This is a genomic window from Hymenobacter endophyticus, from assembly GCF_032464715.1.
Taxonomy (GTDB): Bacteria; Bacteroidota; Bacteroidia; order Cytophagales; family Hymenobacteraceae; genus Hymenobacter; species Hymenobacter endophyticus.
In genome coordinates this window covers 21,413-45,328 of record NZ_JAWDJT010000012.1, presented here as the reverse complement: position 1 = coordinate 45,328, position 23,916 = coordinate 21,413, and the positions used below count along the sequence as shown (strand labels likewise).

At 62.4% G+C, this 23,916-nt stretch carries 24 protein-coding genes; 9 read left to right on the top strand and 15 right to left on the bottom strand.

All coding sequences use genetic code 11. The features are described 5' to 3' along the window. Positions 1-20 precede the first annotated feature (20 nt). A complete protein-coding gene (locus ROI90_RS16495) occupies positions 21-1,103 on the top strand; it encodes a DUF5712 family protein (RefSeq protein WP_315999462.1) in 1,083 nt (360 codons plus the stop codon). 6 nt (positions 1,104-1,109) lie between these two features. Here the strand turns inward: ROI90_RS16495 and ROI90_RS16490 are convergent, their stop codons facing one another. Both ROI90_RS16490 and ROI90_RS16485 read right to left on the bottom strand, forming a co-directional pair. Then, entirely contained in the window at positions 1,110-1,430 is a 321-nt protein-coding gene (locus tag ROI90_RS16490; RefSeq protein ID WP_315999461.1) for a hypothetical protein, read from the bottom strand. Beyond that, positions 1,427-1,699, bottom strand: a complete 273-nt coding sequence (locus tag ROI90_RS16485) for a hypothetical protein (protein ID WP_315999460.1) — start codon at positions 1,697-1,699, stop codon at positions 1,427-1,429. Before ROI90_RS16485 ends, ROI90_RS16490 begins: the two co-directional genes overlap by 4 nt. 119 nt (positions 1,700-1,818) lie before the next feature. Between ROI90_RS16485 and ROI90_RS16480 the strand changes: the two genes are divergently transcribed. The 6 genes from ROI90_RS16480 to ROI90_RS16455 all read left to right on the top strand — a co-directional run bounded on the left by ROI90_RS16480 (position 1,819) and on the right by ROI90_RS16455 (position 7,188). Then, positions 1,819-4,023, top strand: coding sequence for a type IV secretory system conjugative DNA transfer family protein (locus ROI90_RS16480; RefSeq protein WP_315999459.1), 2,205 nt, complete (start codon positions 1,819-1,821; stop codon positions 4,021-4,023). A gap of 116 nt (positions 4,024-4,139) precedes the next feature. Continuing rightward, positions 4,140-4,337, top strand: coding sequence for a hypothetical protein (locus tag ROI90_RS16475; protein ID WP_315999458.1), 198 nt, complete (start codon positions 4,140-4,142; stop codon positions 4,335-4,337). A gap of 49 nt (positions 4,338-4,386) precedes the next feature. Then, on the top strand, positions 4,387-4,590 hold the full coding sequence (locus ROI90_RS16470; RefSeq protein WP_315999457.1) for a hypothetical protein: 204 nt from the start codon (positions 4,387-4,389) through the stop codon (positions 4,588-4,590). Next, the gene (locus ROI90_RS16465; protein WP_315999456.1) at positions 4,587-5,906 is read left to right on the top strand and encodes a Fic/DOC family protein; all 1,320 of its coding nucleotides are present in this window, start codon (positions 4,587-4,589) and stop codon (positions 5,904-5,906) included. The genes ROI90_RS16470 and ROI90_RS16465 overlap by 4 nt, the downstream gene beginning before the upstream one ends. Positions 5,907-5,982: 76 nt before the next feature. Then, entirely contained in the window at positions 5,983-6,732 is a 750-nt protein-coding gene (locus ROI90_RS16460) for a hypothetical protein (protein ID WP_315999455.1), read from the top strand. Between the two features lie 30 nt (positions 6,733-6,762). Further along, complete coding sequence (locus ROI90_RS16455) at positions 6,763-7,188, top strand: hypothetical protein (protein ID WP_315999454.1); 426 nt, start codon at positions 6,763-6,765, stop codon at positions 7,186-7,188. 51 nt (positions 7,189-7,239) lie between these two features. Here ROI90_RS16455 and ROI90_RS16450 read toward each other — a convergent pair whose 3' ends face one another. The 13 genes from ROI90_RS16450 to ROI90_RS16390 all read right to left on the bottom strand — a co-directional run bounded on the left by ROI90_RS16450 (position 7,240) and on the right by ROI90_RS16390 (position 19,964). Next, complete coding sequence (locus ROI90_RS16450) at positions 7,240-7,959, bottom strand: hypothetical protein (protein WP_315999453.1); 720 nt, start codon at positions 7,957-7,959, stop codon at positions 7,240-7,242. A gap of 116 nt (positions 7,960-8,075) precedes the next feature. Further along, positions 8,076-8,318, bottom strand: a complete 243-nt coding sequence (locus tag ROI90_RS16445; RefSeq protein ID WP_315999452.1) for a hypothetical protein — start codon at positions 8,316-8,318, stop codon at positions 8,076-8,078. Positions 8,319-8,481: 163 nt separating this feature from the next. After that, positions 8,482-8,979 (bottom strand): hypothetical protein, encoded by a 498-nt coding sequence (locus tag ROI90_RS16440; RefSeq protein ID WP_315999451.1) that lies wholly within the window; start codon positions 8,977-8,979, stop codon positions 8,482-8,484. An 88-nt stretch (positions 8,980-9,067) separates the two neighbouring features. Then, positions 9,068-10,525: a M20/M25/M40 family metallo-hydrolase gene (locus ROI90_RS16435; protein ID WP_315999450.1), complete on the bottom strand. Its 1,458-nt coding sequence runs from the start codon at positions 10,523-10,525 to the stop codon at positions 9,068-9,070. Next, the gene (locus ROI90_RS16430) at positions 10,525-11,253 is read right to left on the bottom strand and encodes a hypothetical protein (protein ID WP_315999449.1); all 729 of its coding nucleotides are present in this window, start codon (positions 11,251-11,253) and stop codon (positions 10,525-10,527) included. Before ROI90_RS16430 ends, ROI90_RS16435 begins: the two co-directional genes overlap by 1 nt. An 8-nt stretch (positions 11,254-11,261) precedes the next feature. Continuing rightward, positions 11,262-11,816 carry a hypothetical protein gene (locus ROI90_RS16425; RefSeq protein ID WP_315999448.1) on the bottom strand — a complete coding sequence of 185 codons (555 nt, stop codon included), beginning with the start codon at positions 11,814-11,816 and terminating at the stop codon, positions 11,262-11,264. Between the two features lie 53 nt (positions 11,817-11,869). Then, a complete protein-coding gene (locus ROI90_RS16420) occupies positions 11,870-14,986 on the bottom strand; it encodes a PGAP1-like alpha/beta domain-containing protein (protein WP_315999447.1) in 3,117 nt (1,038 codons plus the stop codon). Positions 14,987-15,000: 14 nt separating this feature from the next. Continuing rightward, on the bottom strand, positions 15,001-15,570 hold the full coding sequence (locus ROI90_RS16415) for a lipoprotein (RefSeq protein ID WP_315999446.1): 570 nt from the start codon (positions 15,568-15,570) through the stop codon (positions 15,001-15,003). Positions 15,571-15,659: 89 nt separating this feature from the next. Beyond that, positions 15,660-15,938 carry a hypothetical protein gene (locus ROI90_RS16410; RefSeq protein WP_315999445.1) on the bottom strand — a complete coding sequence of 93 codons (279 nt, stop codon included), beginning with the start codon at positions 15,936-15,938 and terminating at the stop codon, positions 15,660-15,662. A gap of 25 nt (positions 15,939-15,963) precedes the next feature. After that, on the bottom strand, positions 15,964-16,350 hold the full coding sequence (locus ROI90_RS16405; protein WP_315999444.1) for a hypothetical protein: 387 nt from the start codon (positions 16,348-16,350) through the stop codon (positions 15,964-15,966). Positions 16,351-16,400: 50 nt separating this feature from the next. Beyond that, on the bottom strand, positions 16,401-16,820 hold the full coding sequence (locus ROI90_RS16400) for a carboxypeptidase regulatory-like domain-containing protein (protein ID WP_315999443.1): 420 nt from the start codon (positions 16,818-16,820) through the stop codon (positions 16,401-16,403). A 60-nt stretch (positions 16,821-16,880) separates the two neighbouring features. Then, a complete protein-coding gene (locus ROI90_RS16395) occupies positions 16,881-19,610 on the bottom strand; it encodes a TonB-dependent receptor (protein ID WP_315999442.1) in 2,730 nt (909 codons plus the stop codon). An 81-nt stretch (positions 19,611-19,691) separates the two neighbouring features. Beyond that, on the bottom strand, positions 19,692-19,964 hold the full coding sequence (locus ROI90_RS16390) for a hypothetical protein (protein ID WP_315999441.1): 273 nt from the start codon (positions 19,962-19,964) through the stop codon (positions 19,692-19,694). A 579-nt stretch (positions 19,965-20,543) separates the two neighbouring features. On the opposite strand from ROI90_RS16390, the gene ROI90_RS16385 reads away from it, so the two are divergent. Together ROI90_RS16385 and ROI90_RS16380 are read left to right on the top strand one after the other, a co-directional pair. After that, positions 20,544-21,323, top strand: a complete 780-nt coding sequence (locus ROI90_RS16385) for a DUF5131 family protein (protein WP_315999440.1) — start codon at positions 20,544-20,546, stop codon at positions 21,321-21,323. A 45-nt stretch (positions 21,324-21,368) separates the two neighbouring features. After that, positions 21,369-23,897, top strand: coding sequence for a T9SS type A sorting domain-containing protein (locus tag ROI90_RS16380; protein ID WP_315999439.1), 2,529 nt, complete (start codon positions 21,369-21,371; stop codon positions 23,895-23,897). Positions 23,898-23,916 lie beyond the last annotated feature (19 nt).

The following is a 23,916-nucleotide window of genomic DNA, read 5'->3' as shown; positions in this document are numbered from 1 at the left end:
AATAACGATGGGAATGCAGTATGTACATTAAGGTAATCAACCCCAAGACGGACGGTCACGACGCCTACAAGAATGACGGTAGCTCCGCCCAGGTAGTCAACTACCTGCGTAAGGAAGGGCTGGAAAAGAAGGAGGAAGTTCAGTTTTTTACCCGCGATCAGGACGCCATCAGCGGTGCTGAAGCCGCACAGATGATCGACACGAACGTGAAAGGTCTTACCAAAACGGACGCTAAATTCTACTCGCTGGTGATCAGTCCCAGTGAGCAGGAATTGCATTCAATCGGGAATGATCCGGTGAAACTTCAGGCCTTCACCCGCGACGTGATGGCCGTGTACGCGGCCGAATTCAAACTGGCCAACGGGCGACAGCTGGCACCGGAAGAGATTGTCTGGGCCGCCGTGCGGCACGACGAGCGGCACTACCGGGGCACGGACAAAGAGGTGCAAGCGGGGGAAGCCGTGGCCGGCGCGAAGAAGGAAGGGCTGCAGACCCACATCCACGTTCTGGTTTCCGCGCGGGATGCGGAGCAGAAGATTACACTCAATCCATTGGGTAAGGCCGACCGGTTTAACCGGGTCGAGTTTGCCGCCCGTGGGGCCGCGGAATTTGCCATGCAGTACCAGGTGTTAGACTACACCGGCAAGCAGGGCCAGCTGCCGACCATGCAGGCCCTGACGGCCACGTTCCGGCGCGCAATCCAGGGCAAGGAGCTGATGAGCGAGGAGGAAATAATACGGCGGCAGGCGAAGATAGGGGAGAAGGTGGCGCAGGTGAACCTGCAGCTACCAGCCGATAAACAGCTGGATGCCGAACTGGTCAAGACCATCGGGCAGGACCGGGGATTTGACCGGGTATTTTACTCCAGCCTGAACCGGATCGGCAAGCGGGCGGAGGAAGGCAAACCGGTGGAAGCCCCGTATCAGTTGCTGCGCACCGGCAAACTGAATCCTGGGGCAGAGATAGCGCAGGCGGCAGCCGTGACCAGACGCAGCCTTGTGCCTTTCGGGCAAGGCGTGGCTAAGCTGACCGGTGGTCAGCGGGAGAACTACACCCAGGATATGTCGGAGAAAACGGACCGCCGCCACGAGCGGGAGCGGTAGCGGTCGTTACGGCCGCCGGCGAGGCAGCCAGTAGAGGGGATGCGCTTTCACGTCACGCACAGAAATGCCACCCGGCCCTATAGTCGCTACGCTGGCCAGCTCAGGGGCAGCCACTAGGCCGAGCTGATAGCGGCAGTACCGTAGCGATTTGATGCGGCGACAGGAAACGATGTGATACACCGTCCCGACGCGGGTACCCTTGCCAATGACGCTGGCCAGCAACTCGCCCGGCTGCGGGGCCGGAGCAGTAGGCTCCAGCTCATACCAGATAGAGCGGAGGCGAAATGCTACGCCATCCAGCACAATCGTACGAGCCGCTTTGCTCATGCAGCCGTCGCCTCTGAGTCATCATCGAGCGGCAGCTCCAGACGCTTGACGTAGAGGTAGAGCGTATCCACAGCAGACGGATCGAGGATGATAACGCTGTCTACCCGGGCCGTGGTAGGGGAGTGCCTGATTTCGACAAGAAAAGAGTGCAGGTAATGCAGGTTGAAGATGGAACGGCCGTCCACGTAGTTGGCCAGAAAATGGCCTCGGCACCAAATCAAATTACATTTCTCGTCAGCGGTAAGGGCGGCAAATTCAGAAACAGTCATAGCAACAGGAGGAAAGAAAGCGGCAGGTCAGAGCGGGTTACGGAAAAAATGAGGTTTTTTGCGAAAAATAATCTAAAGTTCGTAATAAACTCATTTCAAACTAACTCAAAACTCATCTTATGACAACTGTACCACAGGCCCGGCCCCCCGGGAGCAGCGGCGGGGCACTTTACGGGCTGGTTGCCCTGCTACTGATTGCCGGCGGCGAGTATTACCTACTCACGCATCCGGCTACGCTGGGGGCGGCAGCCGAAACGGTCCAGGCAGCGAAGGCTGCGCCGGCGGCGGGCGGCGGGCTGCTCAATAAATTCAGCGGCGGTGGCTGGGAACAAAAGCTACTGGCGGGCGGCAACAAGCTGCTGGCCCTTGGCATTGGCAAAGGGCTGCGAGCCCTATTGCTGGTTATTAGCCTGGCGATGTTTTTTGTGATCAAGGCGCCGGTGAAACGACCGGGGCAGCCCCGGCGGATACCACGCGACCTGAAGACCGTACGGCCGGCCCTGGTGGTGATGGGTGTACTGGTGCTGCTGCTCGGAGTGGGTCTGCTGTTCATTGACCAGGCCACCGATAAGCTGCTGGAATACGGCTATCCCTCGTTACTGGCGGGAATGCTGGTGACGGGATTTCTGGGCGGCGTGACGCTGGCCAGCACCAAAATTGCCAAAGGGGAGTTGCAGGCCGAGAAAGAGCCGATTGTAACCGAGTTCGGGATTGTGCTGCGGGCAGCCGGGGGGCAATACGTCAACATGCCCAATATCTTCCGCGGCATCCTCGTACTGGGTGGGGCGGGGGCCGGTAAGACGTACTCCATCGGGGAGCCGGCCCTGGAGCAGATGATCGGCAAGGGCATGTGCGGGCTGGTGTATGACTTCAAGTTTCCAACGCTGACCAACGCGGTGAATAAGGCTCTGCACTACTCCAAAGCCGAAGTGAAGCCCAACAGCTACGTGGTGAACTTCCGGGACATGGAACTCACGGATAAGGTAAATCCGATCCGGCCGGCGAATCTGACGGAACAGGCCCTGGCCATGGAAATTGCCACGACGCTGATGAAGAATCTCTCGCCGGGCGGAGCGAAGGAAAGCGACTTTTTCTCGCAGAGTGCCGAAATGATCCTGGGGGCGCTGATGTGGTTTTTCAAGAATAACTATCCGAGCTTGTGCACGCTTCCCCACGTCGTGGCGGCCGCTCAGCATCCCAACCTGCCGGCCGTCCTCGGGATGCTCAGCACCGATACGGAAAGCCGGACGATGGTGCAGAGTATCATTTCCTCCGTGCTGGGCGGGGCCGAGAAGCAGACGGCCGGCATTGTCGGCCAGCTGCAGCTGTCACTGGCCAAGATTGCCACCAAGGAGATCAGCTGGGTACTGGCCCCGGATGAGCAAAGCGGCGAAGGCTTTTCGCTGGACCTGAACAACCCGGCCGCGCCGGCCATTCTGTGCCTGGGGAACGACGCTTCGCTGGCCGATACGTTCGGCCCGCTGCTGAGCTGCATCATTTCCATGTGCATTAAGCAAATGAACCAGGAGAAGAAAAAGCCCTCGTTCGTAGTCATTGACGAGGGCGCGACAATCTACGTGCCCGGCCTGGAGCAGCTGCCGGCGACGGCCCGGAGCCGGAAGGTCTGCCTGTTGTACATGACGCAGGATTACGCGCAGATGGTAGCCCGGTACGGGCAGGATCTGACGGAGGTAATCATTTCCAACCTCAACAATCAACTGATCGGCAAGGTCAACAATGAGAAAACGGCCGAGATGGTGTCACGCATGATCGGCAAGGTGGAAACGGAAGTCGTGAGTGTTTCGATGGGCAAAAGCAGTGGCGGGGGTAAAGCCGGGGGCGGCAGCAACCAGGGCACCTCCGTTTCTATTCAGGAACGGCAGGTAGTGCAGGGCCGCGACGTGTACGAGCTGGTGCAGGGGGAATTCATCGGCCAGACGGTTGAGAGCAAGCAGACGTTTTTCCGGGGCCGCATCCTGCGCGAGGAATTGCCGGGGGAGTTCCCCATTCCCAAGCGGGCCGATTTTCAGTGGGGTGACGTTCCCAACGAACTGGAGCTGGAGGAAAAGGTGCGGGAAACGCAGCAGCGGGTGCTGGCAGTACGGGCGGAAAAGGAGCTGCTGGCCGGGGTAGAGCCCAGTCAGCCGGCGGCCGAAGAAAAACCCTTTGATCGGTTGGCCCGCAAAGTCAGCACTGGCGCCCGCTCACCCCTGGAGCTGCTGCTGATCGAGAACCACACCCGCATTTATCAGGAGATCGACGTTGTGGTAGACCGCTATGCTTTTGAACTCGATAAGCTGAAGCTGCCAAAACCCCTCGTTTAGCCGATTTACCGGCTCATTCACCGACCCCAGTGGCCCATTGAGCCGGGCTACGTAGTATCTTGCTGACAGCGTTGCTGCAGTCCTTTATCCTACTCTTCTCTACTTCTCCAAGTCCCATGAAGCCCCCTCATTTCCATTCTGACGAGCAGCTGGCCGACCAGGCCCAGGAAGCGGCCGTGCTCGCTACCTGTCCGCGGTGCGGAGTCGATACGCCGCACCAGGTCGAGCAGGTCGTTGAGCAGTTGAACCACGAAAAATGCCTTCTGGCCGCCCGGTGCGAGGTGTGCGCCGAGCAAAGCCTGATCGTGGAATAAACGGCTGCTTGAGCAGCCCATCCAGTAACCAGTTTAATTCCCTATTGCCATGACCAGCAACAAACAAGTACCCAGCGCCGCCATTGCCCGGCTGCTGAGCAATCCGGAACTGACGCCCGAGCAGCGCGATGTGTACGTGCAGTTATCGGAAGGAAACCTGACGGAGGAAGAGGCCATCAGCCAGGTAATGGCCCTGGAAACTGCGCGTAATGCCGGGGAAGTCGCCGCCATTGACAAGCCCGCTACTGCATGAACCTGGATTATAATCGGTACGGCAATAGTTTGCCGGAGAACAAAGTCGGGGCTGGCTCAGCCGAGCAGCTGGCCCGGGCAGAGCGAATTGCCGGCGACTTCCGCCGCATGCAGCTGGAAACCGGACTGGTGGAAGTGAAAGGCAGCCTGGACACGCAGCACCTGAAGCAGCTGCACAGCCACGTCATGAAAGACGTGTACGACTGGGCCGGCCAGACCCGGCAGGAACAGCAGCACGAGCGGGAGCGGCTCAGCGGCAGTCTGCAGCGGGGACGGATCGAGACGATCAGCTACGCGCCGGCGGCCGAAGTCGGCCCGCGCCTCGACGCGCTGAGCAATCAGCTTAAAGGCGAGAACATGCTGCGTGGAAATACGGCCGAGAACTTCGCCGGGCGGGCCGCGCACTACTTCGATCAGCTCAATTTTATCCAGCCCTTCCGCGCCGGCAACGAGCAGACGCTCATGGCCGGGATGACGGTGCTGGCCAAGCAGGCCGGCTACGACCTGAAATTTGACCAGATCAAGCCCGAGGACTTGCGGCGGGCGGGCGACGAGGCCCTGCGTAACGTGGGGGAGTCCAGAGCCGGGCAGGGCAGTGAGCAGTACCGCCTGCGGGAGCTGACGGCGCTGTTCGAGCGCGTAACCGTCCCCCTGCCCGGCGTTCAGGCGGAAGCTGCGCGCCACCCCGTCATGCGGGGGCCGGTCCAGGAGCCGGCCGAGGTAAGCCAGCAGATGCGGGATGCGCAGCGGGCGGTTCACCAGCACGGCCGGAACGTGGTCGATACCTACGCCATCATTGCCGTGCAGGGGGATGTGTCCCGGGTCAGGGTCGAGGATACGTACCGGGCCCTGAATCAGGTCAGCCGCGGCGAGCAGATCCGGGAAGGCGCGCCTTTACTGAACGACGCCGCCCGGTACGTAGAGAAAAACAACCCGTTCCACGTTGAGTCCGCCCAGCCGCTGCAGCAGGCCCTGCGCAAACTCCAGGAACTGCAGCCGGCTTTCGAAGGGCAGCGAACCCGTGACGCATTTACCCAGGCCAGCACCACCGTGGAAAATACCTTGTGGGGCAACGGGAGCCGGCTGGAGGCGCAGGAGGTGCGGCGGGCCGCCGATACAGTATCCCGGGGCGACCTGCTGTCACCGGACCAGATGAGGCGCCTGGATGGGGCCATGCAGACGGCCTATCTGGCCTCCAGCCGATCAGGAGATCAGGAAGCCCGCACGGCCCTGCAGGTGATGGGCCGGACTTCCCAGCAGCTGCTGCAACCCACGCCGCTAACCCGTGACGGACCGGCCTTTGACCGGGAACGATAGAGCTTCATCCCTTTGGATATCAATAAAGCCCCTGCGATGGTCGCAGGGGCTTTTTTTTACCCAAACCCCAAACCCCATGTTCACACAAAAAATTGCGGTTCACCGGCTTAACTCGGTGGAGCGCGCCGCCCTCAGCCAGCAGATGTATCCGCTGCAGGCTAAATTGTTTGCGGGCGTTGACTACGAAACGTTCCGCACGTACGTAGTGGATTCTACGGCCTGGAGGACGTGGATTTACCTGCACCGGTCGGAGCAGGGCGAATTGGTCGGGTACCTGGCGTTGCATACGTTCCGTAAGGTCATCACCGGGAAACGCCGGCAGATCTTCCGGATGGAAACCGGCAAGCTCCCCGCCTACCGGGGACGGGATCTGACAGTACTCCGGGTGATGGCCCGGATGCTGGTGCACAGCCTGTCGGGCCTGCGCTACGAGAGCTTTTTCTTCGCGTCCATGGTGTACCCGTCCTCGTACGCAATGGCGGCCAAGTACGCCCCGCGCGTGTGGCCTACCTTTACGCACGCGATGCCGGCGGAAACACAGGCGCTGCTCTATGAGCTGGCCGACGTGTTCAAGCTGCGGAAAGTGTCAGAGAGTGCGCCGCTGGTGCGCTACGTCGGCTGGATTACGCGGGAGCCGGGAAAGAAAATCGTCTGGAACTCGGCAATTAACCCGCATGCGGTGTATTTTACGGAGCAGAACCCGACCTATGACCAGGGCCACGGACTGCTGACACTCGTGCCGGCGTCCATCTGGAACATCTGCCAGGCCGTGGTAAGGTTCCTGGCCGGCCGAGGCCGGCGACTGCTTCGCTCCCCGCGTAACTAATCTCCCTATTGCCCACACCTACCCACCTACATGTTGTGCTTCGAAAACGATGCTGGTCAGATCATCAGCTATAAGGAATACGTCCGGCTAGTCTGGAAATCAGGCGCCAGGACGGACGAAGACATCATGGAAGCGCTTAACAAAACGCTGGAAACCGGGAAGGTGCTCAACATCTACCGGCTGCTGGTGGACCAGGAGTTCATGCAGACCTGCTCCGTCGAGGTGGAGGTCTGGTTCAAGTACGACTGGCTGACCAGGGCCCGCATTAATTTTGATTTCGGGGCGGCAGCCGTGCTTTCGGGCCGCAGCCTGCTGGTGCGGATTGCCACGCTGGGAATGCTTAAGCACCTGATAGGCGATTCCACCCGGCTCCGGATCAAAGTCTTTCACGCGGGCCACGAAAAGCAGGCCATCGAGTGGCTGCTGCAACAACACCCGCCGCAACCACGCAAATAGCAAAGCGCCTGCCCTTATGGGGCAGGCGCTTTCTGTTGCTGTCGGCGCGAGCTACCGCGACTGCACGAGCAGCTCCACGTTGCTGTTCATCACGTCCTCGCGGGTGCCGCGCGGATGGCGTAGCGTCCAGCCTTTGCCGTTGTGGCCGTTCACCCAGGTACGGGCCGCAGATTTCGTGGTGGCTCCCTTGAGCTGAGCCCACTCCTCGAGCGGGGTGGTTTCAATAGCGTCCTCTCCCTTCATGACCACCTTCGGACCGTCGTTGCCCTTGGCCGGCGTCGTGACGGCCACGTACTCCGGGGCCCGCTCATTACCGAGGGATTCCAGCACGACGAAAATACCACCCTGGGGCATAACCAGGTTCAGCTGGTGCAGCGGGAGCGTAAGCAATCCATCCGGCACCGAAAGCTGCGCGGCCGTCAGGGTGATGGGATGCATGAGGTCGGGGCCGTTGGGAACGGAAGTCGGGTTGTCGGAGCCGGCAGGGACCAGACGCACCCGCAGCCGCCCTTGTTTAACCGTTTCCTTCTTCAGGTGCAGGCGAAGGCCGGTGATCGGGTCATCGGCGGTACCCACCAGATGCACGGCTACCTGGATACCGGGAATCAGCGAATAGGCATTGATCGGATGGGGCCGGCCAACATACGGGGTGACCACCGCTTCGTGGCGCGGACGGACGACGACATCAGGTAGATGCTGCTGGCGGATTGTATCGGGAGCAGAAGCCAGCGAGCCGGATTGGCCCAGCAGAAAGATAAGGGAAGCAAGCATGGTCGTTGTGGGATCTACTTATGACAAAGGTAGAGAAGAGGGAAGGGGGGAAATAACAATACCGGGTAGTGAGCCCGGTATTGTCGTGTTGCTGCAGAAGGTGTGCGGCGACTGGGTTAGTCGCAGAAGGCGGAGTTGGGGATGGTTGTGCCAGTACCCAGGCGGATACCGAATACCCAGTAGCTCCAGGTGCCGCCGCCGTTGGCGTCGCAGTGCATTCCCGAGCCGAACAGCTTGGCTTCTGCCTTGTTGGCGGGAGCGGCAGCCAGCATAACACCGGTGGCCAGTGCCCCAACTACGGCTACTTTTTTGCCCTTCTGACGGACAGTTTTCAGGAGGCGTTGAAATTTGCCTTGCATGGTAATGAGTGAAGTGATTTGATGCCTACTCGTGCGCTTTTCGGCGGCCGCGGTCCTAGCTAGGGAGTAGGCAAATATGAGTAATTGATTTATTTAAAACAACATTAAGATTAGTTTAAAATTAACTTTTGGCGAATCAGAGGGGCGGTTGGGGTTGAACGTCTTACCGGGAGCAGGCAGCAGGGCCGGTAACTTCCCAGCGGGTACGATCAGCCCGGCGTTTCGTGCGGTCGTAGAAGGTGCCCAGTACCAGCAGCACGACCAGCACCCGGGAAGCGATGAGCCAGCCGGATACGGGGGCCGGGGCGTCCAGCAGATAGAGCAGGCCACCGGCCAGCGTAGCCAGGTACATTCCGCAGACGAGACGCTGATTCCACTGCTGGGAGAAGGCGAAGAGCAGATGCCGGCTGATCTGATCCACGTAAGCCAGCAGGGCCACGCCCAACAGCACGAGCAATTCAGGTCGATTCAGTGCCCACTCGGTGAAGCCGGGACCCAGCAGCAACCAGCCGCCGAAGCCCAGCAGAATGGCCCAGCCGCCGCGCAGCAGCGTAAATCGGGTGGAGGTAACCGGTACCGGCCGCAGGGTAACGGAGCGAATGAGGGCGACCTGAGCGAAAGCTACCAGCGTCAGGGCAATAAGGCTTAACATCGGGAACATAACGGGTAAGGATAGATTGATGTAATGACTAGATCAATATCTATGCCAAAGAATGCACTGGCTCGTTTCTGCGGGGAGTTATGGAAAATTATTCCGGCAGGTTGCGCAGGTAGTGGCGGTAGAAGCGGATACCGCCAAGGAAGCTGGAAACAGCCAGGTGCTCGTCGCGGGCATGGAATCCGGCGGGGTCGCTCATGGGGCCGAAGCGGAATACCTGGCGGGTAAAGGAAGTGAAGTGCCGGGCATCCGTCTGGCCCACCATCAGGAAAGGCGTGCTCAGGGCGCGTACCGGCAACGAGGCATCCAGTAGCGCATAGTCGGGAGAGGAAACCAGCGCCGCCTGCCGGGTAGGCTCCGCCGGCCGGCCGACGACCCGCAGGCGTACGCGGCCGGAGTCGGGTAGCAGGCTGCGCAGCTGCTGCAACGTGGTGGCCACCGTGCTGCCGGGCAGCAGACGCAGATTAAGCCGGGCGCGGGCTTCCGCAGGCACGACGTTATCCTTGGAGCCGGCCAGCAGCCGCACCGGAGCCAGCGTAGTCCGGATGGCCGCCGCCCCGGCCGGCGATGCGGCGTAGCCGCGCAGGATGAGCGGCTCAAGCAGCCACCGGTTGGCGAAAGCCAGGCGCTGCGGCCATGGCAGCACGGGGCCAACCCGGCCGGCCAGCTGCTGCATGGGTTCTGTCAGCTGGGCCGTAAACTCATGGTGCCGCAGTTGCTGCAGCGCCGTGAGCAGCAGATCCGGAGCCGTTTCGGCCGCCGGCATCGAGGCGTGCCCGCCCGGGGCGCTGGCAATCAGCTCGACGGTGAGAAGGCCTTTCTCGGCGGTTCCGATCAACGCGACCGGGCGGCCCTGCATGCCGGGAACCCGTCGCCGGGTGATAAAGCCGCCTTCGTCCAGGACGCGCGCCAGGCGCAGACCCCGGGCGCGCAGCCACGCCGCGGCCCGGGCCGCCCCCCGCCAGCCGCCTAGTTCCTCGTCGTGGCCCAGGACCAGGTACACTGGGTGGGAAGGGACGTAGCCTTCGTGCAGGAGTATTTCAATGGCTTCCAGCTGGCCGATGAGGTTGGCCTTGTTGTCGGTCACGCCCCGGCCCCAGATCGAGTCCCGGCGGACCAGGCCCGCAAAGGGAGGGAATTGCCACTGCGCGGAGTCCTCAACCGGTACCACGTCCTGATGGGCCAGCAGCAACGTGCCAGGCCCATCGGCCCGGCCGGGCCAGGTAAAGAGCAACGTGCCCCCCCCGATCAGGCGGGGGCTCAGATGCCGGTGCGTCAGCGGATAGGACACGGCCAGGAAGCGGCGAAATCCCGCGAACTGGACTGTATCTACCTGCAGGGTATCATCCTGGGAGACGGTGCGGAAGCGGATTGCCTGCTGCAGGCGGGAAAGGGCAGCGGCCGAAGCCCCGGGCGTAAGCGACTGCGCCAGCCCCGGGGAGGGGGCTGGCGCAGTCGTCGAAAACCAGCAGGTGCGGGCCACGAGTCCTGCCCCAAGGGCGCAAACAAGGAACAGTGGCCAGAAAACGAGGCGGGAAAAGGGAAGCATCAGGAACGGAGTCTTTGGGCCATAATAGCGGAAACAACCTGCACCAGGTCCCGGTCCAGACGCGGGCGGCGACGGGGGCGCACATAACCCGGTGGCGGGGGAACGAGGGCAACGGGTACCGGCGTGGGATCAACCAGGTCTGCAAAGTTTGCGTCAATGGAAAAGTTGGGGGAAGTAGGGGAAAATCGGCGATATTCAGGATCGTAGGTAGCGGAAGAAGCCAGGACACGCTGACGGTAATCCTGAAATGTCAAGGGCCGTACCAGGCGAATATGGTTCAGGGTGCAGTAGGCGTACTCTTTCCAGGTTAATCGTTTCCAGGTCTCATACTCAGCCGGGGGAAGCGTTAAGGCAAACTGGAACTGAGTCAGCAGCCGGTCGCGCTGCTGCAGCAGAGGGCGGGCATTATGCCAGGAAGTGACGGCCGCCGAGTTGGCTTGCAGGCTGGTCTTCAACTCCCCCATGCGCTGTTCCAGCAGCCGGTTATGTTCCCTGATTGATGAGCGCAGGAGTGCCCCGCCCAGCAGCAGGAGCAGCACGACCGTCAAAAAGCAGATCAGGATGGGAATGACATTCCCGGAAGCATGGAACGCCGGCAGTGGCAACTCCGCTTGGGGATAAGGCAAATAGTTGCGTAGCGAGTCTTGCGCATCCCCCGTGGAAAGCGCAAGGCCACGAGCCAGTATAAGCCGTTCGAGTGAATCGGATGAGGTTTCTAGTGCGGACATGGGAAGGTTTATTGACCAGTGGCAGGAACGACATTCTCAGAAGCGGCCGGCAGCAGCGGAACCGGCGGGGCGGCCGGGTGGAGAACGGCCACGAAGGGATAGGCCCCTTTCTTGCCCGAGTACAGGGTAATCGAGTACGCGGCCGTTTCGTAGCGTACGCCCTCGCACTCCAGGCAGGTAACGGGCGTACTGGTAAGCTTCTCCCGCTTCAGGGCGCGGTGCAGGGGTTCGAAATAGCGGGCGCTGGTCGTGCGGAACAGGACATCGACAATACCGCCCGGCATCGGGCGCAGGCTGACGCTGGACTCGTAGACTTCTTCCGGCTCCGCGCCGTTGTCGAGCGTGTCGCCGGCGGTCCAGTAGGTTTCCTGGGTTTTGGTGATGACGCCGCGGTACGTCCACTCGGGCGTGAAGAGGGCGGCCGTCATGCGCTGCAGCGGCAGGCCGCTGGGTAGGGCCCCCAGCTTCTGCAGCTGCTCCAGTGAAAGCTGCTGAGCCAGGGAGGCGAAGGGGCTGCTTAGAACCAGGGCGGCACCAAGCAGCAGGGAACGAATAGGTTTCATAAGCCAGAAAGAAAGGATACCTCCCCACCCGGCCGGGCAGGGAGGCAGGACGATTAATGCTGAATGCGGATGTTGCGCGAGATGACCTGGCGGCCCCGGGTGAGACGAATCACGTAGAGGCCGGCCGGCAGGTCCCGCACGTCGAGGCGAGCCTGACCCACGCGGGTCTGCTGGGTCCGGACCTTGCGGCCCCGGTCGTTGTAGAGTTCGGCACGGAAAGCATGGGGACTTTCCGCCTCAGGCTCGTTACCAGTGGGCAGCGGCTCCCCCGCCACGAGCGTGCTGGCCAGCAGGTAGCTTTCGCTTGGATTCGGGGTCAGTTCGTAGGTGTAAGGGTCACAGTGGCTACCGGTGTTGGGGTCATAGTCGGGCGTAACCGTCAGATCTCCCAGGGGCAGGGGCTGGCCGCCGCAGGGATCGGGCGCGGTCACGGTCACCTCTATCGGGTCATAGCGCACCAGCAGCGGCAGCGTCGGGGAGGTGGTTGTCGTGGTGAGCGGGGCGGTGGGGCCGGTAGGGCGGATGGTGCGGCGGGTCCAGGTGTAGGGACCAGGCGTGCGGCCCAGCGCCTGCAGCGTCACCGACGAGTAGGGACAGATCCGGTACTGACCCTGCATATCCACGGAGATAGTCAGCGGGTCGGAGCCGGCGGCCGACGTGATCGTGTGGGTAGCGGCCGGGGCGGGCGCAGCCCCCGGGCGCTGCGCGATGACGGAAACAATGATGGTGCCGGCCCCACCCGTATGCCGGATGCTTTGCCCCTGGCCTCCATCAGCCACGGAAGTCGTGCCGGAGCCGGTAAAGACGGCCGGGCCACTGATGCTCCAGGCGTACACGGTCCGGGGAGACGGAAGGGTGCAGTCGTCGAGGCGGAGGCTGATCGTCGCACCAGGACACACGCTGACCGGGTTGCCGGGGGCAAAGCGGGGCGGTTGGGTCACGTTGAACAGGGCTCGGGTCACAAATTGCTGCGCGGCCGCGTCCAGCGTAACGTGGGGAGCATTGGCGCGGCCGTAGGTGTAGTATTCGTGAAAGGGCGTTTCGTCCTGGCAGATCAGGCCCCGGCTGGAGAGGTCAGTGTAGGGGTTGGGCAGGTTGCCAATCGTGCCGTAGTTGCTCAGGTTACGGTATTGAAACGCCAGGGCGCTGACGGTAGGGATAAAGCAGTGATTCGGGGCCAGGCGTGAAAACCTGTACGAGTAGCCCGGGATCTGCTTGCCCGTGAGCGTGTAGTACTGAATCTGATACTGGGTATCGAACGTGCTGCCGGGGGCCAGGTCGTAGGTGCCGTGGGGGGAGGTCATGCGCATCTCCACGCGCTTCTTAATGTCCTTGGCCAGGGCGACGATTACCCGGGCTTCCCCGTTGAACACCGTGGCCATGCCGCCGGCTCCGGGGCCGAAATACATGTTGGCCGCAATCTGGGTGCCGGGTTCGGTGGAACGGTAGAAAAACTGGCGGCGCTTGTTGCCGGCGTTGCGCACCACGTCGAGCTGCAGGCCGGTGGCGCCGGGCGAGCCCAGCTGGGTGTTCATCAGCCCCGAGCTGGCTCCGTTGGCCAGGCCAACGCGGCGAACCTGGGTAGGATACCCGAACGAGCCGGGCAGGCCGTTGTTGTTCAGGTTGCGCATGAACGGGACGTGGTACTGCAGGCCGGCCAGGTCGCTGATGTGTTGCACGAGCATCTGCTTGGCGGCCACGGATTGCAGGCGCTTATTGTTGATTTCCGCCTGCTCGGAAACGCCCTCGAAATACCGCAGAAAGGCCTGGTCGCCGAGGGGAATGTTGGCCCCGCCGTGGGGGGCGTCAAACGAGAGCCAGGTATCCACGTTGTGCTGCCAGTACGGATTCTGGTAAGTGGCCGGGTTGGAGGCGTCCGCGAAGTTCTTTTCCATCAGCGCCAGCGCGTAACGGGAAATCAGCCCCCCCATGCTGGGACCGATAACCGTGATTTTCTGGGTCGGGTCGATCATCAGCTGCTTGACGCGGTTCAGCAGCTCGACAAATACCAGCGCGTTGCGCTCGATGTAATCCGCCCCCCCATCGGCCCAGTACCACACACCCTTTTTATCCGGGCGCAGGGTCCAGGGAAAGTTGAGGATAACCAGGTCCCGTTCCCGGCCGGGTACGCTGAGGGCCGGCTCCAACGGCGCAAAGTCCTGCGCGATCTGGGGCAGCTTACGCTTGTCGGAGGGGTCAAAGCCATCCATGACGATTACCGGGTTCCGCAGCCGGGCATCCCGCTGGCTTTGGGGGTGGTAAAGGTAGCCGGCGGCTTCTCCTTCGCCCTGGGCGCTCAGGCCGTCGTAGTCGGTCCAGGCCCGGCCGCGAACAGGCGCTCCGAAGGGCATGAAAACCGAGCCGTTAGGCCGCGAAGCCAGCGGCGGGCGCACGTACAGCTGGCAGGTAGCCTGCGCGGTGGACCCGTCCGTGAGGTAGTACGTAAGCGTCAGGTTCTGCCAGCCGGACGTACCGAAAAACGTCATCTGGGCACTGGAGCCCGGCTGCAGGGTAAAGGCCTGATTGTATCCGCGAACGAAGACGAAGCGCACGCTGCGGCCGCGATTACCCAGCAGCAGGCCAGCCGGCATGCTGAGCTGAAACTGGCTGGCTACGGTGTCGGCCAGTACGCTGCCTACAGTCACGTCGCGCTGCTGGTAGGGTGAGCCGTTCCCATCGTAGTACAGGCCATTGGCTTCGCGGATGGTACCCCGCTCCTCAGCCAGCGTATCCAACACGGCAAACCGGTAGTCCAGCAGGCCGATGGGCACATACCCAGTGGCTACGATCTGATCGACGGCCGTGCGCAGTACAGACCGCTCGTAGGGAAACGCGAACTTCTCGTACGCAGCCGTGCGCAGCTCGAAGTAACTCTGCAGAAAGTGGGAGCCGTTGGAAGGCGTGGTAGCGGTGAAATCGTGCAGGCGGGCGACGGAAGGCACCCGGTCGTAGAGAATGCCGCCGGGAATGTTGGCCTTGCTCAGGGGAGCGATCAGGCTATCAATGAGCTGGGTGTAGAGACTGGGCTTCTCAGCCGTGAAAGGGGTTGCGGGCGGCAGCACCTGCGCCTGTGCAGGTGAGGCGGACAAATGGGCGGCGGCCACGAGGGCCGCCGCTGAGGCCCACAGACGGCGGGAGAGCCGGGCCGGGGCAGTAGGAGAAGAAGTCATGGAGTAGAAGGGGGCTAGTAGGTAAGGTCGAACCGACCGTCCGTGACGTGCACGGTGGCCGGCCCCGCCTGCTCCCGGGACCTGAACTGGAAGGTGCCGGCTACCACGCGAGCCACCGTATCCAGCCGCGTGATCGTAAGCTGGCCGGTGGCGGTCGGGCCAGTGATCAGGAGCTGATCCGGCGAGGGAGCCGTGTACCAGAAAGCCGCGTAAGCCGGATTGCTGTTCGTCAGGCGCGGATCTGCGGGCTGGTCGAGGGCGAATACCCCCGGCCCGCTCACGTTGGGCACGTACAGCTGAATAAGCGTGTTCGGGTTCGGCAGTCCATCATCGGTGGCCGGGTTCCGGTCCAGCAGCACGGAGAGATGCCGTCGCGTCCCGTCCCGCCGCAGCGTTACCGAAATCGGGTTGGGGGCAAACAAGCCGCCGCCGGCCGGTACCCACAGCTGGCCATCAACCCGGCAGCCGGCCGTTTGCTGGCCGGTTTGGGTAGCAGCAGGAAGCTGGGGAGTCGGCAGGGCAGCTTCTTTCATGCAGCCAGTTAGGGCAGTCAGGAGCAAGGCGGGAAATACAATGCGTTTCATGGGATCTAGTAGTGGTTTTAGGATAGTTCAGGCCGGCAAAGTAAAGCGGAGAGGCACGTCACGGGGCGGGCGAAGCAACGGTAGTCCGGTCATAGCAGGGCGCTGAGCTGGGCCGCTACGGGGCCGGCGGGGGCAGTGAACAGCACCAGGCTGCCAAAGAGCAAGGCAACGGCCAGAATCAGAAAACCCCGGTCGCCCAGCAGCTGACTCAGCAGCAGGGCCGCGCAGGCCAGCAGCAGGCAGAAGTAAGCGGCCGTCTGGTAAGAGGATACCAGCGCGCCCGCCATCATCAGGCCCACCAGGGACAGGACCAGGGCGGCGCGGGCGCGCTCGGAGATGGAAGGCCGGTGCGTAAAGGTTCGTTTCATGGGTAAGTGGAAAATAGGCGGGGCCTTAGTGGGCGTTGAATAGTTGGGTGAGACGGGCCATCGCGGGCGCGTCGGGGGTGACGGCATGCGCGGCCTGCAGCGACTGCGTGGCAGTCAGCACGACCAGCTGCGTCTGGCGGTGGGCACCCTTGCGGAAGCCGCTGCACAGGATCTGCGTTTTCGCCAGCGGGGAAGCCGGGTAGGTGCGTGCGCCCCGTTCCAGCACGTCGATAATGTGCTCTACCGGGAAAGAGAAGAAGCCCAGCAGCATATTCAGCAGCATGGGTCCGCCCCCGGGAGGGAAGCTGGCGCGGGTGGCCGGATGTGAGGCCAGCAGAAACGTCGCCGCTTCCTGCATGGCGGCCGCAGCAACAGGAAAGTATGTTTGGGCGAGGCGGGAGGAAGCCGTCATGGCAATAGGGGAAAAGGGGAACGAAGGAGGGCGGGAGAGAGGCAGGCGGCTCAGATCGAGTCCGCATCGGCGCGCAGCGTGCGCAGGTAGCGGCGGTGCACCACGCGGGCCTTGTGGGGGCGATGAAAGCCGGGAGCCGGTTGCAGCACCACGTCCAGCTGCCGGCGGCTGTCTACCGGGTGATCCTGGGAGAGGTAGCCGGAAAAGGATACCGTCACCGTGGCTCCTTTGGCCGGTACCTGAAGCAGGTAGCGCCCCCGCGAATTGGTAATGCAGTATTGGGGCACGATTCCCTGCAGGCGCACGGTGGCCCCGGCAATGGGGTTGGCTTGCTCGTCCGTAACGGTGCCGGTCAGCACGATTCGGGGAGCATTCACCGACACGGAATCAGTACCGTGGCTGAACTGGGCCCAGGCGGAGCCGGAGCACAGGCTGCAGAGTACAGCCAGAAGTAGTTTGCGAGCATCCATAGCAGAAAGAGGGGCTTGTTGCGCCGGGCCGGCAGATGCCGGCCCGGAGCGGGTAGCAGATTACTTAAGGTCGAGGCTCAGGCCGGCGTACACGAGGCGGCCGACCTGCGGGCCGCCATAGACCTGAATGTTGCGGGCGTTGGCCAGGTTGGAGCCGCCCACCTGCAGGGTGGTGTGCAGCTTCGGCAGGGCGTAGCCGAGCTGGGCATCGAGCGACGAGTACGCCCGCAGCTGGCCGGCGGCAAACGGGGACTCAAACAGATGGCCCTGAGCCCAGCGGTAGTTCACCGAGTAAGTGAGCACCTTGGCGACCTCCCCGTAGGCCCCCACGTTGTATTTGTGCTTGGGCGTGTTGTAGTAGGTCTGGAAGCCTTCGGGCAGACCGTCGCGGTTGAGCAGGTTCAGGGTGTAGTTGCCCGTCAGGCTCAGGGCCTTGAAGGCCGTGTAGGTCAGGGCGACCACGCTACCCGACGCCTTTACTTCCTGGTTGGCGTTGGCCTGCACCTGGATAACGCGGGTGTTGCCGGTCTGGAAGGGGCGCGGCGTGGCGGCCGTTGCGCCGATCTGGGCAACCGTCGGCTTGGTCCCGTCCACGTTGGAGATCAGCCGCACCTGGCCAATGAAATCATTGTAGCGGCTGTTGTAGTAGTTCACGTCCAACACCAGGTTCGGCAGCAACAGCCCTTTGTAACCGATTTCCCAGGTGGCCACGCGCTCCGGTTTGAGCCGGTCCGCTTTCACGGCGTAGGCGTCCAGATTGGTCTGCGCGGTGGCCGGATTGCTCAGGATGCGGCCCAGCTGCGCGGCCGCGGCCGTGCTGTAGCCCAGGAACCCGTTGCTGATGTTGCCCAGCAGCAGCACCCGGGCCAGATCCAGCGACAAGTACTGGCCTTGCTGGGTGGGGGAACGGTAGGCCTGATTGTAGCTGCCGCGCAGGTTGTGCAGCTGCTGCTTATCGAGGGAGAACACAGCCGAAGCCCGGGGCGAGAAGACGGACTCGAAGTTGCGGCTGTCGTCGATGCGGCCGGCGGCCGTCATCTTCAGCCGGTTGCTGAGCAGCTCCTTCGTGAGCTGCAGGTAGGCGCCATACTCATCGTTGAGAATGCGCTTGCCGTCCCGGTCGGAAAAGAGCTGGCCATTGGAGCCTAGCCGGTACTGGCGGTAAGCGCCCCCAAGGACAATATCAGCCACATCCGTTTTGAAGTTGTACTGGCCGCTGATGTCGTTGAGCAGCGAGGAGGGATTGATGCGGGAGCCAACGCCGGGGGTGGCATCCTCAATCACCCGCTGCCGGGCCGCGTCGAAGGCGGGCGTGCCGGGGGCGAGCTGATACGGGGCGGCTTTGGTGCGGGCCGCTTGTTCCGCCCCGGCCGTATTGCCGGGATTCAAGGCCAGGTACGTATTGTAGGCCACGGCGTAGGCCTGGAAATACTGCTGGGCATAGGTCAGACCGGCGGCACTGTTCGGGTCCTTCAGCGACTGCATAAACGCGCCGGTAAAGGGCAAGTCGTAGGAGTCGTTGCCGAAGTCCTGGGTCTGGTACGCGCGCAGAAACCCGTTGTCGCTTTTCAGCTCGGCGCGCCACTGGTTGGTGGCAAAATTCTTGAACCGGTAGCGGTTGGTGAACTGGTAGGCGGTAGTACCCTCCGCCCGCTTGAATTCGACGGCGGCCTTGAGTTTGTCGCTGATCAGCCAGTGAACGGACGGGATGACGCGGTAAAGCTGGGCGCGGTTGTCGCCGCCGATCAGCTCGCGTTCCGACCAGCCGGGCATGAATACGGTTTTGCCGGCCAAGGCCCCGCCGGTCGCGTTGAAGGTGTTGCCCACGTCGCCGTAGCGGTTAACGGCATCGTAGCCCAGGCCGGAGCCGGCGGCGTTGTTGCCGGGCGCGTAGAGTTGGCTCAGGGCATCGTTGTTGCTGGCAATCCAGTCATTGGCGCGGGCATAGCTGCCGCTGATCTTGAAGGCCACCTTCCGGCCCAGGCGCAGCGCGTAGCGCAGCTGGCCATCCAGGTAGTCGCGGTTGCCCCCGCGCAGGCGCACGCTCAGGCCCTCATACTGGAAGGGATCTTTGGAGTTGGTCAGTACTACCCCGTTGAAGGCGTTGGCCCCGTACAGGGCCGAGCTTGGTCCGTGCAGTACCTCGACGCTGGCCATATCGACTTCCGGCAGGCCCAGGGCATTGCCCGCGTTGATGTTCAGGCTGGGAGACTGCGTATCCATGTAGTCTACCAGCTGAACCAGCCGCTCGGAGGTAGCTCCGCCGAAACCACGGGTGCTGGCACTGGCCATGAACATCCCGCTCGTGGTCACGTCCACGCCTTTCTGGCGGGCCAGGCCGGTGATCAGGTCAGGCATCGTCAGGCGGGACAGCTGCTGGGTGTTGAGCTTGTCCACGGTAACGCCGGTGCGCAGAATGTTCTCTTCCACGCGGGAAGCCGAAACAACTACCTCGTTTACCAGCGCCGGGCTGGGCTGCAGGATGATGGGCGCCAGCGTACCGGACGTGTTGTCCAGGGGCAGGGCAGCCGTTTCAAAGCCGACGAAGCTTACCGAGAGCGAAGCGGGCAGCAGACTGATGGGCACCACCAGCCGAAAGGCACCGTCGCTGTTGGTCGTGCAGCCAATATAGGTGCCTTTGATGAATACGGTGGCCCCGGGCAGGGGCTCGCCGGCATCGGTCTGGATCGAGCCGAACAGTTCCCGCGTGGCTTGCTGGGCCTGCACGGAGTGGGTAGTTGCCGCTGCCAGGAGCAGACCGGTAGTAAGCGCGGGAAATAAGGAGCGCATAAGGGATGATGAAAGTGATGAGGAGAAAAGATTTCCGGCCGGGCCGGCACTAAAAGCAGAAAAGACCAGCGGATACTGGCCTTAGAAGGAAGCAGCAGGGCGAGGCAGCCAGGGCAGCAACAGCGCGGCCAACAGGCCGAAAAAGACCAGGCTGAAGCTGTAAGCCGGGGCTACCAGGTCGGGGAGCATTACCCACAGCAGCAGGCCGCTGGTGGCCGTCAGCAACCCGGGGCCGGCCCAGTACACGCGGCGGGGGTGATGGGTCAGGTGCAGATAAGCCAGCGCCAGCAGGGCCAACAGCAGCAGATTCGGAACCAGCAGCAGGGTCAGGGCCTGAAAGAAGAAGTACACCATCGGGCCGGCGTTAGAATTGGCAGGCCAGCAGGGTGAGGATGGCGGTGAGCAGCAGGACGCCGACCAGTACCAGCAGGCAGCGCACCAGGCGGCGAGTGGCAGGAGCTAAGCGAAGTAGAAATAGCAGCATGGCAAAGGCCTTTAAAGTGAGCGGTCACGGTGGGGGGGGGGAAGTCAGGACCAGAAAAAAGCCGCTCCCAAGTCATTGGAAGCGGCTTTTACCAGCGGGAGAAGGACTCTCATTCTCTGTCGATATCCTGCGCTAGATCCCACTCTGCGCGTGACTTCTCCCGCTGGCGTGCTGGCCTGAAGAACTGTAGGCACCGCACCGGGAAACCACTTGTAACCCGGAGTATGAGTCAAAAGTAAATATCATTTTCATATCACCAAAATCTATCCAATAATTAATTTATTACTCGTCAAAAGTTAATCTTTATCTAATTTGCGGGGGCGAATCTCTCACGTATTCAGCCCGCTTATGAGAAACCTGACAATCTGCGCCATACGGGCGCATTTCGGCCCTTTTCGACCAGGCCCCCCACCCGCAAACGCAGCCCCGGTGCAGGCCGGTCCGAGCAGATGAGTGGCCAGGCGTTAGAATTTCAGCGGCGCTGGCAGTACACCTTCGACTTTGAAGGGGAAGCAGCGGCCGCTCAGGTACAGGCCTGGCAGCGTCAGGCGCTTCGGACCGGCCGGCGGCGACGGGTGTACTGCCGGGGGGATGTGTTCTCCCCCGGCACTGAGGCCCTACTGCAGCGCGAAAGCCTGTGGCAGCTGATTGAAGATTCGCCGGACCTGGACTGGCTGCTACTGACGGATTTTCCCGAGCTGGCCCGGGAGCAGTTCCCGCATGACGGGTACTGGCGCAACCCCTGGGGACAATTGCCGGCAAACGTGCTGATCGGTATGCGCTGCAACTCCCTGCGCGACAGCGAGCGACTCCCATTGCTGCTAAGTATTCCGGCCCAGCGGCGCTTTCTGGTGCATGACCGGCTGGAAACGGCGCTGCTCTATCCCTTCGCCCATGTGTACCGGCGAGTGGAGGGAGTCGAGCAGGAGATGATGCGCTGCAAGGGAGTCGAGCAGGAGATGATGCGCTGCAAGCGATGCGGCAGCGGCGTCTGGGATGGCGCTCCAACCTGCCACAACTGCCACAGCACTAACAAGCTGGAGTGGAACCCAAGCGAGCTGCTGCACTGGGTGCTGATCGGCCTCGACGATTCGCTGCCGGCCAGCGAGCAGGAACGGCAATGGGCCGAACAGCTCCTCAGCTACTATCACCAGATCGGGATTCCCTGCTTTTCGCGGCCGGGTCAGCTGCTGCACCTGCAGCAGCTACCGGAAGAAGCCCCCTGCTGATCCCCTTCCCCCACAGCCCTTTTTTCACACACATTTTTTGTACCCATGAAAGCGATTTTACGCCTCAGTCTGCTGCTGCTGCTGCAACTGCTGGTTCCGCAGCTGCTGCGGGCCATGTCCATTCCGCCATCCGATAAGGACCTGAAGGCCCCGCAGGTAAGTTCCCGCGAGGCCACGCTAAGCTGGACGCGGGTCAAACCCGGCCCAGCCGTGCCCAAGAGCCTGGTTGTGCTGCAACTGATTTCCGGCCGCACGGCCACAACCCCCAAGCCGGTAGAAAGCGTAGCCTACATTGCCAACCAGTATTTCGGGCTGGGCCAGCAGATCGGAGCCGGCGAGTTCGTCGTGTACGCCGATACGGGCCGGATCGTGGTGGTAAAGGGCCTGACGCCCGGCGCTACGTACCGGGCGGACGTGATAGCCTATGAAGCGGAAAGCGATTTCTACCGGGCCCCGGGCTACACGAAAGTAGAAGACCGGGACACGACCGCCACCTTGTTTTTTACTACGGCCCCGCCCACGAAGCCGGCCGCGCCGGCTCCGGCCAGTGCCCCCCAGGCTACGGCCCTCGACTGCTCGACGCTGCAGCTCAGCTGCCGGGCCGGTCAGGGGGACGGTAGGCTCCTGGTGGTCCAGCCCGTGTCAAGCAGAGCCGATGGCGCATCCAAGCCAACTATGCCCGACAACGACATCTACTACCTGGCCAGCCAGAATTACGGCCAGGGGCAGACGGTGGGGCCGGACGCCTACGCCGTGCAGTTCGGTACTGACACTTCCCTGACGGTCTACGGGCTGCCGCCCGGGGGCCTGTACAAATTCATCGTGTATGAATATGCCGTCGAGAAAGACGCGGACGGCAACCCCGTTGGCGGCGGCAGCATTACCTATGCCGCCGCCACGGATACGGCCTACGTGCAGCTGGAGACCTGCAGCACAAGTGAGCCAGAACGGCCGGCTACCAACGCTCGGCAGACGGATACGACCCTGACCACGGCCCGCGTCGTTTGGCGCAACGGTAGCGGCCAGGGCCGGTTGGTCGTCGTGCGGGAATTCACGCAGGGTATGCTCAAACCGGTTCAGAATACGGTGTATCAGGCCAACGCGACCTACGGCCTGGGGGATCAGACGCATCCCGGCAGCTACGTGGTGCTTACGGGGCAGGACAGCGTAATCAACCTGACCGGCCTGCAGCCGGCCAGCCTGTATCAGCTGGAGGTCTACGAGTATAACCTTGCGCCGGATGGGCGACCAACTTACCTGCTGAGCCAGCAGCCGGCCTCGACCGTGGTGATGACAGCTTTCCCGCCCGTTCCCGGGTCAGAATCCGCCGATAAGCTGAGAATGGGCTTCGCGCAGGCCTTTACCTACCACGACGGGCTGGTGCAGCTGCACTGGAAGCAGGGCAATGGATCGCATTACCTGGTGCTGATCCGCGAGGTACGGGACGGACGGGCCCCGTTGCCAACGCCGGTAGAATGGAGTGCTTACCCCTCCGTCAGTCGGCATCGGCAGATCATGGACGAGAACAGTCATATCGGAGGCGGGGTGTACGTGCTGAGCAACGAGCGGTACCAGGGACCAGGAGATACGGTTACTTACCTGCGAAACGCGCGAATCGGGCACGTCTATGAGGTTGCCCTGACGGAATATACCCTGAACTTTATGGGGGAGCCCGAGTACAGCACCCCGACTTCCCTCACGTTCGTCGCTCCCCGGTTCGCCCCCTCCCTGAGTGGCCAGTTGGAAGGCGTGCTGCCCCAGTTTACTTGGCAAACGGCAGCCCTTTACCTGCCTGATACCTACGAGCTGGAATATTCCAGTGACGGGCAGAGCTTCCTGCCCTACGGAAACCGGCAGGAAGTCGGCATGGATAGCTCGGTCACGCAGGTAAAAGGGAAAGAGAGTCTGGCCGTACCGCTGACGGCTCCTACCTTCTATCGGTTACGGCTGCTGCACCGGGACCAGCACAGTGAATACTCCAACGTGGTACGCCTGGAACCGGCGCGGCCCCTGCCGGTAACGCTGACCTCGTTTAAGGGTAAAGTGGATGGGCGCAGCTTCGCGCACCTGACCTGGGCCACGGCCGCGGAGGTGAACAGTGATTACTTTGAGCTGCAGCGCAGCGAGGATGGCACCCGTTTCTCACCTGTTGGCCGTAGGCCGGCAGCGGGCTCCAGTACGGCCGTGCGCGCGTACGAATTGCAGGACCCAACCCAACTCACGGTTCCCACCTATTACCGGCTCCGTCAGGTTGACCGGGACAGCACGGCGCACTACTCGGGCGTGCTTACCCTGCAGCCGGTAGTACAGCCAAGCGTCACGCTGACCGTATGGCCCAACCCGGTAGGGGCCGACCAGCAGGCCCACCTGCGCCTGAGCGGGCTAAAAGACCGCGAGAGTGCCGTAGAGATAGCTATCTATACGGTGCACGGCAAGCTGGTTCGCCGGCACAAGCTGCCGGCCGCGCCCGTCGTGGACTGGAGCTGGTCGCTCGAGCAATTCCCGGCTGGCCTGTACCTGGTAGAAGTTCGTTCTTCCGCCGGGCGCCATACGGCCCGGCTGGTAGTAGAATAGATACGCAGGAACCGTGCTG

Excerpts from the sequence above, each read along its gene's own strand:
- ROI90_RS16495 (WP_315999462.1), top strand. The coding sequence starts at position 21 with ATGTACATTAAGGTAATCAACCCCAAGACGGACGGTCACGACGCCTAC.
- ROI90_RS16490 (WP_315999461.1), bottom strand. The coding sequence starts at position 1,430 with ATGAGCAAAGCGGCTCGTACGATTGTGCTGGATGGCGTAGCATTTCGC.
- ROI90_RS16485 (WP_315999460.1), bottom strand. The coding sequence starts at position 1,699 with ATGACTGTTTCTGAATTTGCCGCCCTTACCGCTGACGAGAAATGTAAT.
- ROI90_RS16480 (WP_315999459.1), top strand. The coding sequence starts at position 1,819 with ATGACAACTGTACCACAGGCCCGGCCCCCCGGGAGCAGCGGCGGGGCA.
- ROI90_RS16475 (WP_315999458.1), top strand. The coding sequence starts at position 4,140 with ATGAAGCCCCCTCATTTCCATTCTGACGAGCAGCTGGCCGACCAGGCC.
- ROI90_RS16470 (WP_315999457.1), top strand. The coding sequence starts at position 4,387 with ATGACCAGCAACAAACAAGTACCCAGCGCCGCCATTGCCCGGCTGCTG.
- ROI90_RS16465 (WP_315999456.1), top strand. The coding sequence starts at position 4,587 with ATGAACCTGGATTATAATCGGTACGGCAATAGTTTGCCGGAGAACAAA.
- ROI90_RS16460 (WP_315999455.1), top strand. The coding sequence starts at position 5,983 with ATGTTCACACAAAAAATTGCGGTTCACCGGCTTAACTCGGTGGAGCGC.
- ROI90_RS16455 (WP_315999454.1), top strand. The coding sequence starts at position 6,763 with ATGTTGTGCTTCGAAAACGATGCTGGTCAGATCATCAGCTATAAGGAA.
- ROI90_RS16450 (WP_315999453.1), bottom strand. The coding sequence starts at position 7,959 with ATGCTTGCTTCCCTTATCTTTCTGCTGGGCCAATCCGGCTCGCTGGCT.
- ROI90_RS16445 (WP_315999452.1), bottom strand. The coding sequence starts at position 8,318 with ATGCAAGGCAAATTTCAACGCCTCCTGAAAACTGTCCGTCAGAAGGGC.
- ROI90_RS16440 (WP_315999451.1), bottom strand. The coding sequence starts at position 8,979 with ATGTTCCCGATGTTAAGCCTTATTGCCCTGACGCTGGTAGCTTTCGCT.
- ROI90_RS16435 (WP_315999450.1), bottom strand. The coding sequence starts at position 10,525 with ATGCTTCCCTTTTCCCGCCTCGTTTTCTGGCCACTGTTCCTTGTTTGC.
- ROI90_RS16430 (WP_315999449.1), bottom strand. The coding sequence starts at position 11,253 with ATGTCCGCACTAGAAACCTCATCCGATTCACTCGAACGGCTTATACTG.
- ROI90_RS16425 (WP_315999448.1), bottom strand. The coding sequence starts at position 11,816 with ATGAAACCTATTCGTTCCCTGCTGCTTGGTGCCGCCCTGGTTCTAAGC.
- ROI90_RS16420 (WP_315999447.1), bottom strand. The coding sequence starts at position 14,986 with ATGACTTCTTCTCCTACTGCCCCGGCCCGGCTCTCCCGCCGTCTGTGG.
- ROI90_RS16415 (WP_315999446.1), bottom strand. The coding sequence starts at position 15,570 with ATGAAACGCATTGTATTTCCCGCCTTGCTCCTGACTGCCCTAACTGGC.
- ROI90_RS16410 (WP_315999445.1), bottom strand. The coding sequence starts at position 15,938 with ATGAAACGAACCTTTACGCACCGGCCTTCCATCTCCGAGCGCGCCCGC.
- ROI90_RS16405 (WP_315999444.1), bottom strand. The coding sequence starts at position 16,350 with ATGACGGCTTCCTCCCGCCTCGCCCAAACATACTTTCCTGTTGCTGCG.
- ROI90_RS16400 (WP_315999443.1), bottom strand. The coding sequence starts at position 16,820 with ATGGATGCTCGCAAACTACTTCTGGCTGTACTCTGCAGCCTGTGCTCC.
- ROI90_RS16395 (WP_315999442.1), bottom strand. The coding sequence starts at position 19,610 with ATGCGCTCCTTATTTCCCGCGCTTACTACCGGTCTGCTCCTGGCAGCG.
- ROI90_RS16390 (WP_315999441.1), bottom strand. The coding sequence starts at position 19,964 with ATGGTGTACTTCTTCTTTCAGGCCCTGACCCTGCTGCTGGTTCCGAAT.
- ROI90_RS16385 (WP_315999440.1), top strand. The coding sequence starts at position 20,544 with ATGAGTGGCCAGGCGTTAGAATTTCAGCGGCGCTGGCAGTACACCTTC.
- ROI90_RS16380 (WP_315999439.1), top strand. The coding sequence starts at position 21,369 with ATGAAAGCGATTTTACGCCTCAGTCTGCTGCTGCTGCTGCAACTGCTG.